Genomic DNA, 16,528 nt, shown 5'->3' on the forward strand with positions numbered 1-16,528 from the left:
TGTATTGCTGGGGCGTTCGTCATCGTATACGATTTGAGATACGACGCAAGGGAGCATCCATGACCGACACCAGCGACCCCCGGTTCGCCGCCCTCGGCGACCGCCCGGGCAAGATCGTGGCCGTCCACCTCGCCTACGCCTCGCGCGCCGACCAGCGCGGCCGTCGACCCGCCGCCCCCTCGTACTTCTTCAAGCCGTCGAGCTCCCTCGCCCCCTCGGGCGCCGAGATCGTGCGACCCGCCGGGACAGAGCTCCTCGCGTTCGAGGGCGAGATCGCCCTCGTCATCGGCGAGCCGGCGCGATGGGTGACCCCGGATGCCGCGTGGTCGCACGTGGCATCCGTCACCGCCGCGAACGACTTCGGTCTCTACGATCTGCGCGCGAACGACAAGGGCTCGAACGTGCGCTCGAAGGGCGGCGACGGCTACACCCCGCTCGGCCCCGCGCTGATCGACGCCCGCGAGGTCGATCCGACCGCGCTACGCCTGCGCACGTGGGTTGACGGCGCGCTCGTGCAGGACGACACCACGGCCGGGCTCATCTTCTCGCTCGCCCAGATCGTCGCCGATCTGTCGCAGCACTTCACCCTCGAGACCGGAGACGTCATCCTCACCGGGACGCCCGCGGGCTCCTCGGTCGTCGTGCCCGGTCAGGTCGTCGAGGTGCAGGTGGATGCCGGCGACCTCTCGACCGGACGCCTGCGCACCACGGTGGTCGAGGGCGAGCGGTCGTTCGACGCCGCGATCGGCTCCCTCCCCGCGGTGGACGACACCCAGCGCACCGAGGCGTGGGGCTCCGCCGAGGCGGCGGCCGCCGCGACGGCGACGTCGACCGCAACGGCGACGGCCGGCGGCACCGCGGCATCCGCGGATCCGGTGTCGGATGCCCCGTCGCTCTCCCCCGCCCTGCGCGCGAAGCTCGAGCGCGTCCCCGTCGCCGCCCTCAGCGGGCAGCTGCGCAAGCGCGGCCTGAACGACGTGACGATCGACGGCGTGCACGCCCTCACCCCCGGCAGCCGCTTCGTCGGCACCGCGCGCACCCTGCGCTTCGTCCCCCACCGCGAAGACCTCTTCGCCGCGCGCGGCGGCGGGCAGAACGCGCAGAAGCGCGCCTTCGACGCGGTCGGCGCGGGAGAGGTCATCGTCATCGAGGCGCGCGGCGAGACCGGCTCCGGCACGCTCGGCGACATCCTCGCCATCCGCGCGCACGCCCGGGGAGCGGCGGCCATCGTCACCGACGGCGGGGTGCGCGACGCCGCGGCCGTCGCCGCCGTCGGCATCCCCGTCTTCACCGCCGGCCCGCACCCGGCCGTGCTCGGGCGACGCCACGTGCCCTGGGAGACCGACGTGGCCGTCGGCTGCGGCGGCACCACGGTCGAGCCCGGCGACATCCTCGTCGGCGACGGCGACGGCGTGATCGTCGTCCCGCCCGCGATCGCCGAAGAGGTGGTCGACGCCGCTCTCGCGCAGGAGGAAGAGGATGCATGGATCGCCGCGCAGGTGGCATCCGGTCATCCGATCGAGGGACTGTTCCCGATGAACGCGGAATGGCGCGCCCGGTTCGAGAGCGAGATGGGGAAGCGATGACCACTCCGGCGCAGAGCCCCAGCAAGTCGCAGCAGGCGTACCACTGGATCAAGCAGCGCATCGCCGCGCAGGAGTTCACCCCCGGCTACCGGCTCGTGCTCGGCTCGATCGCGCGGGAGCTCGACATGAGCGTCGTGCCCGTGCGCGAGGCGATCCGCCAGCTCGAAGCCGAGGGCCTCGTGACGTTCGAGCGCAACGTCGGCGCGCGCGTCTCGATGGTCGACGACACCGCCTACCGCTTCAGCATGCAGGCCCTCAGCCTGCTCGAGGGCGCGGCGACCGCCCTGTCGGCGCGCGCCCTGACCGCCGACGACGTGCGCCGCGCGCGCGAGGTGAACGCGCTCATGGTCGAGACCCTCGAGCACTTCGACCCGCGCGCGTTCACCGCGCTGAACCAGGAGTTCCACGCGATCCTGTTCGCCCGGTGCGCCAACCCCCGCCTGCTCGAGCTCGTGCAGGCGGAATGGGCTCGCCTCGGGCACCTGCGCGACTCGACGTTCAGCTTCGTCCCGGGCCGTGCCGCCGAGTCGGTGCGCGAGCACGAGGGCATCCTCGTCCTCATCGAGAGCGGCGCCCCGCTCTCCGACATCGAACAGGCGTCGCGGCGTCACCGCTCGGCGACCCTCGACGCCTACCTCATCCACGAGCACCCGCACGAGGTGCTCGGCCTGCCCGCATCCTGATCCCGGCCCCGGTATCCCCGTCCTCGAACGAAGGAGTTCCCATGACCACCCCGCTCACCTCCTCCCGGCGCATCCCGGCCGACCTGCCCACCCGCATCCAGCACTACATCGGCGGCCGGTTCGTCGACTCGGTCGACGGCGACACCTTCGACGTGCTCGACCCGGTCACCAACGAGACGTACGTCGCGGCCGCCGCCGGCAAGAAGGCCGACATCGACCTCGCCGTCGCCGCCGCGCGCACGGCCTTCACCGAGGGACCTTGGCCGCGCATGCTCCCCCGCGAGCGCTCGCGCGTGCTGCACCGCATCGCCGACCTCGTCGAGTCGCGCGACGAGCGTCTCGCAGAGCTGGAATCCTTCGACTCGGGGCTGCCGATCACGCAGGCGCTGGGCCAGGCCCGCCGGGCGGCCGAGAACTTCCGCTTCTTCGCCGACCTGATCGTCGCCCAGACCGACGACGCCTTCAAGGTTCCCGGTCGCCAGCTCAACTACGTCAACCGCAAGCCGATCGGGGTCGCCGGCCTCATCACGCCGTGGAACACCCCGTTCATGCTCGAGTCGTGGAAGCTGGGCCCCGCGCTCGCGACCGGGAACACCGTCGTGCTCAAGCCCGCGGAGTTCACACCGCTGTCGGCATCCCTGTGGGCCGGCATCTTCGAGGAGGCGGGACTGCCCGAGGGCGTGTTCAACCTCGTCAACGGCCTCGGCGAAGACGCGGGCGACGCGCTCGTGAAGCACCCCGACGTGCCGCTCATCTCGTTCACCGGCGAGAGCAGCACCGGGTCGCTGATCTTCGCGAACGCCGCGCCGTTCCTGAAGGGGCTGTCGATGGAGCTGGGCGGGAAGAGCCCCGCGATCGTCTTCGCCGACGCGGATCTGGATGCCGCGATCGACGCGACGATCTTCGGGGTGTTCTCGCTCAACGGCGAACGCTGCACCGCGGGCAGCCGCATCCTCGTCGAGCGCTCCGTGTACGACGACTTCGTCGCCCGCTACGCCGCCCAGGCCGACCGCGTGAAGGTCGGCTTCCCCGACGACCCCGCGACCGAGGTCGGCGCGCTCGTGCACCCCGAGCACTACGCGAAGGTGATGTCGTACGTCGAGCTCGGCAAGACCGAAGGGCGTCTGGTCGCCGGCGGCGGCCGGCCCGAGGAGTTCCCCGAGGGCAACTTCGTGCAGCCCACGGTGTTCGCCGACGTCGCCCCCGACGCGCGCATCTTCCAGGAGGAGATCTTCGGACCCGTCGTCGCCATCACGCCCTTCGACACCGACGAAGAGGCGCTCGCCCTGGCGAACAACACGAAGTACGGCCTCGCCGCCTACGTCTGGACGAACGACCTGAAGCGCGCGCACCTCTTCGCGCAGAACGTCGAGGCGGGGATGGTGTGGCTGAACTCCAACAACGTCCGCGACCTGCGGACCCCGTTCGGCGGAGTGAAGGCCTCGGGCCTCGGTCACGAGGGCGGCTACCGCTCGATCGACTTCTACACCGACCAACAGGCCGTGCACATCACGCTCGGCCCCGCCCACAACCCCACGTTCGGCAAGGCGTCGGCGCACTGATCCGCGCGGCGCGGCGGCCGCGTCGGCGCCCCGCCCCGGCCCCGCCTCGGCCCCGCCGCCCCGCGAGATCACACGTTCGGCTCAAGCGCACACGTCCCCCGCCCCGCAGAACGCGTGCTGTCGAGACGATCGTGTGATCTCGCACCGCCCCTCCCCCACCGACTCCCCACGCAAGGACGCGAAATGGCAAAGCACACCGAAGAACAGAAGACCTCCTCCGGGTTCTGGGTCACCCAGGAGGCCCCGATCGTCTCCGACGACCCCATCCCCACCCCCACCTCGCCGGCCCCCGACGTCCTCCGCTGCGCCTACATGGAGCTCGTGGTCACCGACCTCGCGGCATCCCGGATCTTCTACGTCGACGTGCTGGGACTGCACGTGACCGAAGAGGACGACGAGGCGATCTACCTCCGTTCGACCGAGGAGTTCATCCACCACAACCTCGTGCTGCGCAAGGGCCCTGTGGCCGCGGTCGCGGCGTTCTCGTACCGCGTGCGCTCGTCGGACGACCTCGACAGGGCCGTCGCGTTCTACGAGGAGCTCGGCTGCGACGTGCGTCGCGCCCCGAACGGCTTCACGAAGGGCATCGGCGACTCCGTCCGCGTGGTCGACCCCCTCGGCTTCCCGTACGAGTTCTTCTTCGACACCGAGCACCAGGAGCGCCTGTCGTGGCGCTACGACCTGCAGATCCCCGGCGAACTGGTGCGCCTGGACCACTTCAACCAGATCACCCCCGACGTGCCGCGCGCGGTGAACTTCATGCAGTCGCTCGGCTTCCGCGTGACCGAGGACATCCAGGACGAAGAGGGCACCGTCTACGCCGCGTGGATGCGCCGCAAGCCCACCGTGCACGACACCGCCATGACCGGCGGCGATGGCCCCCGCATGCACCACGTGTGCTTCGCGACGCATGAGAAGCACAACATCCTCGCCATCTGCGACAAGCTCGGCGCCCTCCGCCGATCGGATGCCATCGAGCGGGGCCCCGGACGCCACGGCGTCTCGAACGCGTTCTACCTGTACCTCCGCGACCCCGACGGCCACCGCGTCGAGATCTACACGCAGGACTACTACACCGGCGACCCCGACAACCCCGTCATCACGTGGGACGTGCACGACAACCAGCGCCGTGACTGGTGGGGCAACCCCGTCGTCCCCTCCTGGTACACCGAGGGCTCGCTCGTGCTGGATCTCGATGGCATCCCGCAGCCGGTCCGCGCCCGCGAGGACTCCAGCGAGATGGCGGTGACGATCGGTGCCGACGGCTTCAGCTACACGCGCGCCCCCGAGGACGCGGCATCCGGTCCCGGCGAGTTCAAGCTAGGCAACCAGCTCTAGACCGCCAGGCGGCACAACTCCTGCAGATGGGGCGGATTGCACCGGTTCCGGCGCCCTCGCATCGCCTGTGCAGGAGTTGTGCAGGCCACCCGACGCACGCGCGATCGCGCACCGGAGCGGCGGCTGGCCGCCCGGGAGCGCACAACTCCTGCATTCCGCGCTCTCTCACCGATCAAACGGCCCTACCGCCGCCTTTTGCAGGAGTTATGCTCCGCCCACGAGAGGAACCCATGCTCACCGACGCACAGATCGACGCCATCGCGGCCGAGCTCGCCGAGGCCGACCGCACCCACGCGGTCATCCCGCGCATCACGGCCAGATTCCCGGATGCCGCGGTCGAGGACTCCTACGCGATCCAGGGCCGCTGGCGCGACACGCAGATCGCCGCGGGTCGTACGCTCGTCGGCCGCAAGATCGGACTGACCTCCAAGGCCATGCAGCAGGCGACGGGGATCACCGAGCCCGACTACGGCGTGATGTTCGACGACACCGTCTACCGCTCGGGCGACGAGATCCCGGTCGCCCTGTTCTCGAACGTGCGGATCGAGGTCGAGCTCGCGTTCGTGCTCAAGACCCCGCTCGAGGGCCCCGACTGCACGCTCGACGACGCCCTCGCCGCGATCGACTACGCCGTGCCGGCGCTCGAGGTGCTGAACTCGCACATCGAGCTGGAGGGCCGCACGATCGTCGACACCATCAGCGACAACGCCGCGTACGGCGCGATGGTGCTCGGCGAGGTGCGCAAGCGCCCCGACGAGATCGACCTGCGGTGGGTGCCCGGCGTGCTGAGCCGCAACGGCGAGATCGAGGAGACCGGCGTCGCCGCCGGCGTCCTCGGACATCCCGCCACCGGTGTCGCGTGGCTTGCCAACAAGTTCCACCAGCACGGCGCGCGCCTGGAGGCGGGCGAGATCATCCTGGCAGGATCGTTCACGCGCCCGATGTGGGTGTCGCAGGGCGACGAGGTGCTCTGCGACTACGGACCGATGGGAACGATCACGTGCCGCTTCGTCTGACCCCCACCTTCCGCGACGCCCTCGCCGCATCCGATCGCGCACTGGCCGGCATGTGGGTCTGCTCGGGCAACGCCACGATCACCGAGATCGCCGCGGGGTCGGGCTTGGACTGGCTGCTGCTCGACATGGAGCACTCCGCGACGTCGCTGGAATCCGTGCTCGCGCAGCTGCAGGTCGCCGCCGCCTACCCCGTCACCCCGGTCGTGCGTGTGCCGTGGAACGACCCCGTGACGGTCAAGCGCGTGCTCGACGTCGGTGCCCAGAACCTCATCGTGCCGATGATCTCGTCGGCGGACGAGGCCCGCGCCGCGGTCGCCGCCACGCGCTACCCGCCCGCGGGCGTTCGCGGAGTGGGCAGCGCCCTCGCGCGCAGCGCGCGCTGGAACCGCGTCGACGACTACCTCGCCGACGCGTCCGCGCACGTGTCGCTCACGGTGCAGATCGAGACGACCGCCGGAGTCGCCGCCGCCGCCGAGATCGCGGCCGTCGAGGGGGTGGATGCCGTTTTCGTCGGCCCCTCCGATCTGTCGGCCTCCATGGGCCTGCTGGGCCGACAGGCGCACCCCGACGTCGTCGCCGCGGTGCACCGGGTGTTCTCCGCCGCGAAGGATGCCGGCACCCCGGTCGGCGTGAACGCCTTCGATCCCGCGGTGGCCGAGGCCTACCTCGACGCCGGGGCGGACTTCGTCGCGGTGGGGGCCGACGTGGCGCTGCTCGCCCGGGCCTCGGAGGCGTTGGCAGCGCGGTTCGTCACCGGTCGCGCGAGCGACCGGGACAGCTACTGAGCGCGAGGAGGCGCGGGCCGAACGGCTGAGACTCCGCCCGCCCCGCCGGGGGTACGCGAAGGGGGCCGGACGCGTGCGTCCGGCCCCCTTCGTCACGAGTCAGTCCTCGTCGTCGTCCTCATCGTCCTCATCGTCGCCGACGATCTCGATGTCTTCGACCTCGAGCTCCGGCGTGAGCTGCACGTGCACGAGCGCGTCGGGGAACGACGTCTGGCCCGCGAAGACCACGATGATCGCGTCGGCGAAGACGCCCACGCCGATCGCCTCGAGGTCGGTGCGCAGGTCGACCTCGGCGTCGAGCTCGTCGTCGTCGAGGGCGTCTTCGATGTCGCTCGCGACCTCTTCGACGATGGCGCGCCAGCGCTCCTCGCTGACCGAGAGGATGTCCTTCAGACCCGCCATGATCGCGTCGAGGTCGGGCTCGTCCTCTTCGTCGATCTCGGGGTCGAGGTCCACCTCGACCTCGACACCGGCGGCGTCCAGGTGACCCGACCCGATGACGCTGTCTTCGTCGATCTGGGCGTCGTCGAGAAGGCCGCTTTCGGTGACGCGGCGGAGGAGGTCGTTCAGCACGGACTCAGTCATGTACAAACTCTGACACGTCCGGAGGGCTCGCGCCTCCCCCATTGCGCGCGACGCTCCGTGTGTTCAGCCGACGGCAGACCGTGGTTCACCGAGCGGCGGTGGCGGGAGAGCGGAACGGATGCCGCTCGCACGGTCGTCATCGGAGGGCGCGGCCACGGCGGAGGGCCCACGCTCGCCGCGACGGCCCAACCTCGATCGCGCTCCCGAGGCAGGGCCCGCCGCGCCGATTCCCGCCGCGGACCCGCCCTCGGGGCGACCGTGTCAGGCCGACGCGCGCTCCGCCGCCTCGACGACGTTCGTCATCAGCAGGGCGACGGTCATCGGTCCGACCCCGCCGGGGTTCGGCGAGACGAACCCGGCGACCTCGGCCACGTCGGGGTGCACGTCTCCGTACACGCGGGACTTCCCGGTCTCGGGGTCGGTCTCCCGGGTCACGCCCACGTCGAGCACCGCGGCGCCCGGCTTGACGTCCTCCGCGCGCACGATGTGCTTGACCCCCGCGGCGGCGACGATCACGTCGGCTTCGCGCAGATGCTTCGCCAGGTCGGCGGTGCCGGTGTGGGTGAGGGTGACGGTGGCGTTGATCTCGCGACGCGTCAGGAGCAGGCCGATCGATCGCCCGATGGTGACGCCGCGCCCGACGACGACGACCTCCTTGCCCTTCAGGTCGTGTCCGTTGCGCAGCAGCAGCTCGATGACCCCGCGCGGCGTGCACGGCAGGGGGGTGTGGATCGGGGCGTTGACGTTGAGCACGAGACGCCCGAGGTTCGTGGGGTGCAGGCCGTCGGCATCCTTCGCCGGATCGATGCGCTCGAGGATCGCATCGGTGTCGATGTGCTTCGGCAGCGGGAGCTGCACGATGTAGCCGTGGCAGGCGGGGTCGGCGTTGAGGCGGTCGATGACGGCCTCGACCTCCTCCTGCGTGGCCTCCGCGGGCAGTTCGACCTGGATCGAGTTCATCCCGATCGCCTCGGACTGCTTGTGCTTCATGCCGACGTACAGCTGAGAGGCGGGGTCCGCTCCCACGAGCACGGTCGCGATGCCCGGCACGACACCGCGCTCGCGCAGCGCCGCGACGCGCTCGGTGAGCTCGGCCTTGATCGCCGCCGAGGCGGCCTTTCCGTCCAGAATCGTCGCCGTCATGGCATCCCTCGTTCTGTGTCTGTGGTTCTCGTGGTGTCGGGCGACAACCGTCCGGGCCGTCGCTGAGGCGGTGAGCGCCGGGGTCACCCGGCCGATGAACGCCGCCCCTGTCCAGACACGCGGCGTGGCAGCGTGTCTCGACAGGATCGGCGTTCATCGCGGCTCGGGACCGCGCGAAGGCGGTGCCGGGCGCCCGACGCGCCAGGGACCGGATGCCGGGGCGGGGCCGCCGCGAAGCGCCCCACCCCGGCCGGGGCTCACTGCTGCAGGTCGGGGTACAGCGGGAAGGCGTCGGCCAGCGTCGCGACGCGCGCGCGCAGGGCCTCGACGTCGGCGCCGGGGATCAGCGCGAGCGCGATGATGTCGGCCACCTCGGTGAACTCCGCGTCGCCGAAGCCGCGGGTCGCGAGCGCCGGGGTGCCGATGCGCAGGCCCGAGGTGACCATCGGCGGACGCGGGTCGTTGGGGACGGCGTTGCGGTTGACCGTGATGTGGATGTCGTGCAGGAGGTCTTCGGCCTGCTTGCCGTCGATCTCGGCCTCGCGGAGGTCCACGAGCACGAGGTGCACGTCGGTGCCGCCCGAGCGCACGGCGATACCGGCGTTCTTGACGTCGTCCTGGGTGAGGCGGTCGGCGAGGATCGCCGCTCCGCGGAGCGTGCGCTCCTGGCGTTCCGTGAACTCGGGCGTCATCGCGAGCTTGAACGCGGTCGCCTTCGCGGCGATCACGTGCATGAGCGGACCGCCCTGCTGGCCCGGGAAGACCGCGGTGTTGATCTTCTTGGCGATGTCGGCGTCGTTGGTGAGAATGAGGCCCGAGCGGGGGCCGCCGATCGTCTTGTGCACCGTGGTCGAGACGACGTGCGCGTGCGGGATGGGCGAGGGGTGCACGCCCGCGGCGACGAGACCGGCGAAGTGCGCCATGTCGACCCACAGAAGCGCGCCGACCTCGTCGGCGATCGCGCGGAAGGCGGCGAAGTCGAGCTGACGGGGGTAGGCCGACCAGCCGGCGATGATGACCTTCGGCTTGTGCTCGACGGCGAGGCGGCGCACCTCGTCCATGTCGATGACGCTGGTCTCGGGGTCGACGCCGTAGGCGACGATGTCGTAGAGACGGCCCGAGAAGTTGATCTTCATGCCGTGCGTGAGGTGACCGCCCTGGTCGAGGGCGAGGCCGAGCAGCGTGTCTCCGGGGCGCGCGATCGCGTGCAGCACGGCGGCGTTGGCCGAGGCGCCGGAGTGCGGCTGGACGTTGGCGAACTCCGCGCCGAACAGCTGCTTCGCGCGCTCGATCGCGAGCGACTCGGCGACGTCGACCTCTTCGCAGCCGCCGTAGTAGCGGCGTCCGGGGTAGCCCTCGGCGTACTTGTTGGTCAGCACCGAGCCCTGCGACTGCAGCACCGAGACGGGCACGAAGTTCTCCGACGCGATCATCTCGAGGAACCCGCGCTGGCGGTTCAGCTCGCGCTCGAGCACCTCGGCGATCTCGGGGTCGACCTCGGAGAGGGGGGCGTTGAAGTACGGATCGGTCATGCGATCTCCTTGACGATGGTTCCGGATGCCGCGGACTCGGCGAGCCCGCGAAGATACCGCATCGACCCAGGCGTGCGGTCGAATACCGTCAAGCGGTCGCTCCCCGGTGGTTCCCCACCTCAACGCCAGTCGCGACGGTGCCACTTTAGCGGCAAAAGCCGTCGCCGCCGGGCGGCTTCCGGCATCCACTGGTCCTCCCCAGGAACGACGACGGCGCTCGCCTCCGTCGGCCCCGCGCGCCCACTCGACTCGACGGCGAGCGATCCCGGACGCTGGCGCCCGGCACCCGCGTAAAATGCCCTTGTGACCGACTCCCCCCACGTCCGCGCGCAGGCGCCCCTCGCCCCCGGCATGCGTCCGCGGCCGACGGCGGTCGAGATCGGCAGCGTCCTGTGCGGCGTCTTCGCGTTCCTGACCCTCGCCCTGTGGGGCTTCACCGCGTGGTCGTTGCCGTGGAACATCGTCGCCGGCATCGGCGCCCCCGCCCTCGCCATCATCGTCTGGGCTCTGTTCGTCTCGCCCCGCGCCGTGCTCGCGGTGCACCCGTTCGTGCGCGCGATCGTCGAGCTGTTCGTCTACGCCGCCGCCACGGTGGCGTGGTGGAGCATGGGGCAGGCGCTCATCGGCCTGGTCTTCGCGATCGTCGCCGTCACCTTCGGTGCGCTGAACGGCCGTCGGCGCCTGGCGTGACCTCCGACGTCGTCGCGCTGCTCCGGGCCGAGCTCGGCGCGCGCGTCGACACCTCCCCGACCGCGCTCGAGGCCGCGCGGGCGGACAAGTCCGGGCACGCCGCGGACGGCCTCCCGCTCGCGGTCGTGCACGCGGCATCCGTCGCCGACGTCCAGGCGGTCATGCGCATCGCCACCGCCACCCGCACGCCCGTCGTGCCGCGCGGAGCGGGAACGGGCCTCGCGGGAGGGGCGAACACGGGCGGCGGCGAGATCAGCCTGTCCGTGCGTGCCATGGACCGCCTCGTCGAGGTGCGCCCCGACGACCTGCTCGCGGTGGTCGAACCCGGCGTCCTGAACGCCGACCTCAACGCGCAACTCGAACCGCACGGGGTGTGGTGGGCGCCCGACCCCGCGAGCCGCGCCATCTCGACCGTCGGCGGCAACATCGCCACGGGCGCGGGCGGCCTGCTGTGCGCGAAGTACGGCGTCGTGCGCGACGCGGTGCTGGGGGTCGACCTCGTGCTCGCCGACGGACGCCTGCTCCACCTCGGACACCGCAGCGTGAAGGGCGTGACCGGCCTCGACCTCACCTCGCTCGTGATCGGCTCCGAGGGGACGCTCGGCGTCGTCGTCGGCGCCACCCTCAAGCTCCGCCGCCTCATCGAGGGCGAGCGGGTGACCCTCACCGCCCTGTTCGACGGCGTCCGTGCCGCGGCGGTGGCGTGCGCCGCCGTCACCGCCTCCGGGGTGCAGCCCGCGATCATGGAATTGATGGATGCCACGAGCCTGGCCGCCGTGCACCGCCTGCTCTCGATGCCGGCTCCGCCCGCGGGCGCGGCGCAGGTGACCATCCAGACCGACGGGCCCGTCGCGGCCGCCGAGGCGCGGTCGATCGCCGCGGTGCTGGAGGCCGCGGGCGGGCGCGTGTCGGTCGCGGCCGACGCCGCCGAGGGCGAGGAGCTCCTCGCCGTGCGACGGTCCATGCATCCCGCGATGGAGACGCTCGGCACGACGCTGATCGAAGACGTGTCGGTGCCGCGCAGCGCCCTGCCCGACATGTTCGACGAGATCGCCCGCATCGAGCGCACCTTCGGCCTCGTCATCCCGGCGGTCGCCCACGCGGGCGACGGCAACCTGCACCCGAACTTCGTCTTCGAGGGGCCCGAGGTCCCGCCCGTGGTGTGGGAAGCGGCCGAGGAGCTGTTCCGCGCCGCCCTGGCCCTGGGCGGAACGCTCACGGGCGAGCACGGCATCGGGGTGCTCAAGCGCCGCTGGCTGGCCGACGAGCTGGGCGACGACCAGTGGCGGCTGCAGCGCGACATCGCTCGCGTGTTCGACCCGCTCGGCATCCTGAATCCGGGCAAGGTCTTCGCCGACTGAGGCCGCTTCTTCCTCGTCGCGGCCGCGTCGAACCTCGGCGTGATCAGACCGTGATATTGCTCGGGGGTGATGCGCAGCATGCGCCTTTAGCATGGGAAGACTGACTTCCGGGGGGTTTGACTATGACCGACGGCGCACCTGGCACCGACGGCGCGACGTACGCCTGGGCTCCCGCCGAGCCCGCACCGCGCAAGAACCGCTCCGGCCTGTGGATCGGCATTCCCGCCGGCGCCACGGCCGTGGCCCTCATCGCCGCGTCGCTCGTGCTCATCGCCCCCGGCGCCTCGGTCGCCGGGGTGCAGATCGGCGGTCTCACGGCCGGAGCCGCGGCCCAGGCCATCTCGAACCGCCTGGCCGAGACCTCCGTCACGGTCGAGAGCCCCGCGGGCGAGGTCGTCGTCACGGGCGCCGACCTCGGCGCGACGGTCGACGCGGCCGCGCTCGCCGACAAGGCCTTCGCCGACAACCCCATGTGGAAGCCGTCGTCGTGGTTCCCCGAGGGGACCGGCGTGTCGATCTCGGTCGACGAGGCCGAGGCGGCGGCCGCGCTGCGCGACAAGGCCCCGGGGGCGTACCGCGCGCCCGTCGACGCGACGGTGGCGTACGACGCCGGCTCCCAGGCCTACGTGACCACGCCGGCCGAGGCCGGAGAGGGCATCGACGTCGCCACGGTGACCGCGGCGCTGCAGTCGGCCTTCGACTCCGGCACCGCATCGACCACGGTCGAGGCGAGCCTCGTCCCGGTCGAGGCGCCCGTCTCCACCGACGAGGCGGCCGCGGCTGTCGGCACGCTCAACGGCATCCTCGACTCCGCCGGCTTCTACGTCGGCGATGAGCGCACGGTGACCGTCGACCGCGCCACCGCCGCATCGTGGCTCACCGTCACCCCCGACGGCAAGGGCGACTTCGCCATCTCGGCCGACCAGGCCGCGATCCAGAACGCCGTCGCGGGGCTTCCGGCCGCGGTCGACCGCGGCGCGGTCAACGCCGACGTGATCGTCGACACCGGCGGAGAGGTCATCCACACCAACACCGAGGGGCAGACCGGACGCACGCTCGGAGACACCGCCGGAGTCGCCGCGGCCTTCGCGTCGCAGCTGGCCGAGGGCAACGGACGCTACGAACTGGCCGTCACCGAGACGCCGTTCGAGACGACGAAGACCGAGCGTCGCATCGACGTCAACCTCAGCACGCAGACCACGACGCTCTGGCAGAACGGTCAGGTCTACCGCTCCTGGTCGATCTCGTCGGGAGCGGGCGACCACGCCACCCACACGGGCGAGTTCCGCATCGGCTGGAAGACGCAGATGCAGGACATGGGCTGCGTCCCCGGCTATGACTACTGCACGAAGGACGTCCCCTGGGTCGCGTACTTCAACGGCGACGAGGGCTTCCACGGCACGTACTGGCACAACAACTTCGGTACGCCGATGAGCCACGGCTGCATCAACATGACGATCTCCGCCGCGAAGGAGCTCTACGACTGGGCCTACCGCGGCACCGAGGTGTCGGTCCACTACTGAGCCCGGACCCTTCGAGGAGGGGCGGATGCCATCGGCATCCGCCCCTCCTTCCTTTTTCGCTCGGCCCGCGCGTCGTCCGCCGGTCCGCCGCCCGGCACAACTCCTGCAATCCGGCCCCACCCGGCACTCACCGGCCCCGAACACCCCGCATCTGCAGGAGTTGTGCGCGCTGCCCCGCCCCCGGGCCGAATCCCCACCGGCCCCGCGGCGACCTCACGCAGGACATCCACCCCGCAACCGCCGCCGCACCCGCCGCCCGGCACAACTCCTGCAATCCGGCCCCACCCGGCACCCACCGGCCCCGAACACCCCACTTCTGCAGGAGTTGTGCGCGCCGGTCAGGGCCGACCGCGGGGCCGAGCCGAGCACCAACGGGGCGGGGCGACGACGAAAGAGGGGCGGATGCCGCATGGCATCCGCCCCTCTCGGGATCAGGCGATCAACGCAGGGCGTCGACCACGGCGTTCAGCGTCGCGGACGGGCGCATGACCTTCTCGACCAGTTCCGTGTTCGGGCGGTAGTAGCCGCCGATCTCGGCGTGGTGGCCCTGCACGGCGTTGAGCTCGGCGACGATCGTCTGCTCCTCGGCCGCCAGCTTCTCGGCGACAGGGGCGAAGACGGCGGCGAGGTCGGCGTCCGACGTCTGCTGCGCCAGCTCCTGCGCCCAGTAGAGGGCGAGGTAGAAGTGGCTGCCGCGGTTGTCGATCGTGCCGAGCGCGCGTCCCGGCGACTTGTCGTTCTCGAGGAACGTGCCGGTCGCGGCGTCGAGCGTCTGCGCGAGCACGCGGGCGCGGTCGTTGCCCGTGGAGTCGGCGAGGTGCTCGAGCGAGGCCGCGAGCGCGAAGAACTCACCCAGCGAATCCCAACGGAGGTAGTCCTCCTCGACGAGCTGCTGCACGTGCTTGGGCGCGGAGCCGCCGGCGCCGGTCTCGAACAGGCCGCCGCCCGCGAGCAGCGGGACGATCGAGAGCATCTTGGCGCTCGTGCCCACCTCGAGGATCGGGAACAGGTCGGTGAGGTAGTCGCGCAGCACGTTGCCGGTCACCGAGATCGTGTCCTCGCCGCGGCGGATGCGCTCGAGCGAGTACGTCGTGGCCTCGGCCGGAGCGAGGATCTCGATCGTGAGGCCCTCGGTGTCGTGATCGGCGAGGTACTCGTGCACCTTGGCGATGAGGTTGCGGTCGTGCGCGCGGGTCTCGTCGAGCCAGAACACGGCCGGAACACCGGTCGCGCGGGCACGCGTGACGGCGAGCTTCACCCAGTCGCGCACGGCCACGTCCTTGGTCTGCGTCGCGCGCCAGATGTCGCCGGTGTTCACGTCGTGCTCGAGCAGCACGTCGCCGTTCGAGGCGACGACCTGCACGCGGCCCGGGGCCGGGATTTCGAAGGTCTTGTCGTGGCTGCCGTACTCCTCGGCGGCCTGGGCCATGAGGCCGACGTTCGGAACGGAGCCGATCGTGGCCGGGTCGAGCGGGCCGTTCGCGATGACGTCGTCGATCGTGGCCTGGTAGACCCCGGCGTACGAGGAGTCGGGGATGACGGCGAGCGTGTCGCCCTCTCCCCCGTCGGCGCCCCACAGCTTGCCGCCGTTGCGGATGAGCGCGGGCATCGACGCGTCGACGATGACGTCGGACGGCACGTGCAGGTTGGTGATGCCCTTGTCGCTGTTGACGTACGACAGGCGGGGGCCCGAGGCGAGCGCGTCGCGGATCTCTGCGGCGATCGCGTCGCCGCCCTCGACGTTCGACAGACCCGCGAGGATCGATCCGAGGCCGTCGTTGGGGGTCAGTCCCGCGGCGGCGAGGGCGTCGCCGTGACGGTCGAACACGTCGGCGAAGAACGCCTTCACGACGTGGCCGAAGATGATCGGGTCGCTGACCTTCATCATCGTGGCCTTGAGGTGCACCGAGTAGAGCACGTCGTCGGCCTTCGCCTGGGCGAGCGTGTCGGCCAGGAACGCGTCGAGCGCCGCGGCCGAGAGGAACGTGGCATCCACGATCTCGCCCTGGAGGACCTTCAGGCCCTCCTTGAGGGTCTTCACGGTGCCGTCGGCGGCGACGTGCTGGATGGAGAGCACGTCGTCGTCGGCGATGACGACCGACTTCTCGTTCGAGCGGAAATCGTCGTGACCGAGGGTCGCGACGCGGGTCTTCGACCCCTCGCCGAACGCCTTGTTACGGTGGGGGTGCTTCTTCGCGTAGTTCTTCACGGCCAGGGGCGCGCGACGGTCGCTGTTGCCCTCGCGCAGCACCGGGTTCACCGCGGAGCCCTTGATACGGTCGTAGCGGGCGCGCACGTCCTTGTCTTCGACGCTCGACGCCTCGTCGGGGTAGTCGGGGATGTCGTAGCCCTGCGACTGCAGCTCGGCGATCGCGGCCTTGAGCTGCGGGATGGATGCCGAGATGTTGGGCAGCTTGATGATGTTCGCCTCGGGCAGCGTGGCCAGTCCGCCGAGCTCGGCGAGGGCATCGCCCACCTGCTGCTCGGGGGTCAGGCGCTGCGGGAAGGCCGCGAGGATGCGGCCGGCGAGCGAGATGTCGCGGGTCTCGACGTCGACGCCCGCCTGCTTCGTGACGGCCTGCACGATCGGCAGGAACGACGCGGTGGCGAGAGCCGGCGCCTCGTCGGTGTACGTGTAGATGATGGTGGAATCGGGCACGTCAGATCTCTCCGTAGAGGCGGCCAGGGTTGCGATTCAGCCTATCGCACCCGGGCAAAGTCTCT

General features: G+C 71.1%; 13 protein-coding genes and 1 riboswitch. Of the genes, 9 read left to right on the top strand and 4 right to left on the bottom strand.

Annotation, left to right across the window (positions count from 1 at the left end):
- The first annotated feature begins 59 nt into the window (after positions 1 to 59).
- From FB047_RS10235 to FB047_RS10260, 6 genes are all read left to right on the top strand, one after another.
- A complete protein-coding gene (locus FB047_RS10235) occupies positions 60 to 1,586 on the top strand; it encodes a fumarylacetoacetate hydrolase family protein (protein WP_136587089.1) in 1,527 nt (508 codons plus the stop codon).
- Positions 1,583 to 2,269 (top strand): GntR family transcriptional regulator, encoded by a 687-nt coding sequence (locus FB047_RS10240; protein ID WP_136587090.1) that lies wholly within the window; start codon positions 1,583 to 1,585, stop codon positions 2,267 to 2,269. Before FB047_RS10235 ends, FB047_RS10240 begins: the two co-directional genes overlap by 4 nt.
- Before the next feature lie 41 nt (positions 2,270 to 2,310).
- Positions 2,311 to 3,831: a 5-carboxymethyl-2-hydroxymuconate semialdehyde dehydrogenase gene (gene hpaE, locus FB047_RS10245; RefSeq protein WP_136587091.1), complete on the top strand. Its 1,521-nt coding sequence runs from the start codon at positions 2,311 to 2,313 to the stop codon at positions 3,829 to 3,831.
- Positions 3,832 to 4,014: 183 nt separating this feature from the next.
- Positions 4,015 to 5,169 carry a 3,4-dihydroxyphenylacetate 2,3-dioxygenase gene (gene hpaD / locus FB047_RS10250; RefSeq protein WP_136587092.1) on the top strand — a complete coding sequence of 385 codons (1,155 nt, stop codon included), beginning with the start codon at positions 4,015 to 4,017 and terminating at the stop codon, positions 5,167 to 5,169.
- A gap of 230 nt (positions 5,170 to 5,399) precedes the next feature.
- Positions 5,400 to 6,185 carry a fumarylacetoacetate hydrolase family protein gene (locus FB047_RS10255; protein WP_136587093.1) on the top strand — a complete coding sequence of 262 codons (786 nt, stop codon included), beginning with the start codon at positions 5,400 to 5,402 and terminating at the stop codon, positions 6,183 to 6,185.
- Positions 6,170 to 6,970, top strand: a complete 801-nt coding sequence (locus FB047_RS10260) for an HpcH/HpaI aldolase family protein (RefSeq protein ID WP_136587094.1) — start codon at positions 6,170 to 6,172, stop codon at positions 6,968 to 6,970. Before FB047_RS10255 ends, FB047_RS10260 begins: the two co-directional genes overlap by 16 nt.
- 99 nt (positions 6,971 to 7,069) lie before the next feature.
- On the opposite strand, the gene FB047_RS10265 is transcribed toward FB047_RS10260, so the two are convergent.
- The 3 genes from FB047_RS10265 to glyA all read right to left on the bottom strand — a co-directional run bounded on the left by FB047_RS10265 (position 7,070) and on the right by glyA (position 10,230).
- Positions 7,070 to 7,555 (bottom strand): cytochrome C5, encoded by a 486-nt coding sequence (locus FB047_RS10265; RefSeq protein WP_136587095.1) that lies wholly within the window; start codon positions 7,553 to 7,555, stop codon positions 7,070 to 7,072.
- A 261-nt stretch (positions 7,556 to 7,816) separates the two neighbouring features.
- Complete coding sequence (locus FB047_RS10270; protein ID WP_136587096.1) at positions 7,817 to 8,698, bottom strand: bifunctional methylenetetrahydrofolate dehydrogenase/methenyltetrahydrofolate cyclohydrolase; 882 nt, start codon at positions 8,696 to 8,698, stop codon at positions 7,817 to 7,819.
- A 257-nt stretch (positions 8,699 to 8,955) separates the two neighbouring features.
- Positions 8,956 to 10,230, bottom strand: a complete 1,275-nt coding sequence (gene glyA, locus FB047_RS10275) for a serine hydroxymethyltransferase (RefSeq protein ID WP_136587097.1) — start codon at positions 10,228 to 10,230, stop codon at positions 8,956 to 8,958.
- Positions 10,231 to 10,287: 57 nt separating this feature from the next.
- Positions 10,288 to 10,373, bottom strand: a riboswitch (ZMP/ZTP riboswitch).
- Between the two features lie 160 nt (positions 10,374 to 10,533).
- On the opposite strand from glyA, the gene FB047_RS10280 reads away from it, so the two are divergent.
- From FB047_RS10280 to FB047_RS10290, 3 genes are all read left to right on the top strand, one after another.
- Entirely contained in the window at positions 10,534 to 10,920 is a 387-nt protein-coding gene (locus FB047_RS10280) for a YrdB family protein (RefSeq protein WP_205822885.1), read from the top strand.
- Positions 10,917 to 12,281: an FAD-binding oxidoreductase gene (locus tag FB047_RS10285; protein ID WP_136587098.1), complete on the top strand. Its 1,365-nt coding sequence runs from the start codon at positions 10,917 to 10,919 to the stop codon at positions 12,279 to 12,281. The genes FB047_RS10280 and FB047_RS10285 overlap by 4 nt, the downstream gene beginning before the upstream one ends.
- Before the next feature lie 122 nt (positions 12,282 to 12,403).
- Complete coding sequence (locus tag FB047_RS10290; protein WP_136587099.1) at positions 12,404 to 13,804, top strand: L,D-transpeptidase family protein; 1,401 nt, start codon at positions 12,404 to 12,406, stop codon at positions 13,802 to 13,804.
- Between the two features lie 439 nt (positions 13,805 to 14,243).
- Here the strand turns inward: FB047_RS10290 and FB047_RS10295 are convergent, their stop codons facing one another.
- Positions 14,244 to 16,463 (bottom strand): NADP-dependent isocitrate dehydrogenase, encoded by a 2,220-nt coding sequence (locus FB047_RS10295; protein WP_136587100.1) that lies wholly within the window; start codon positions 16,461 to 16,463, stop codon positions 14,244 to 14,246.
- Between the last annotated feature and the right edge of the window lie 65 nt (positions 16,464 to 16,528).

This window comes from Microbacterium hydrothermale (assembly GCF_004854025.1).
Lineage (GTDB): Bacteria > Actinomycetota > Actinomycetes > Actinomycetales > Microbacteriaceae > Microbacterium > Microbacterium hydrothermale.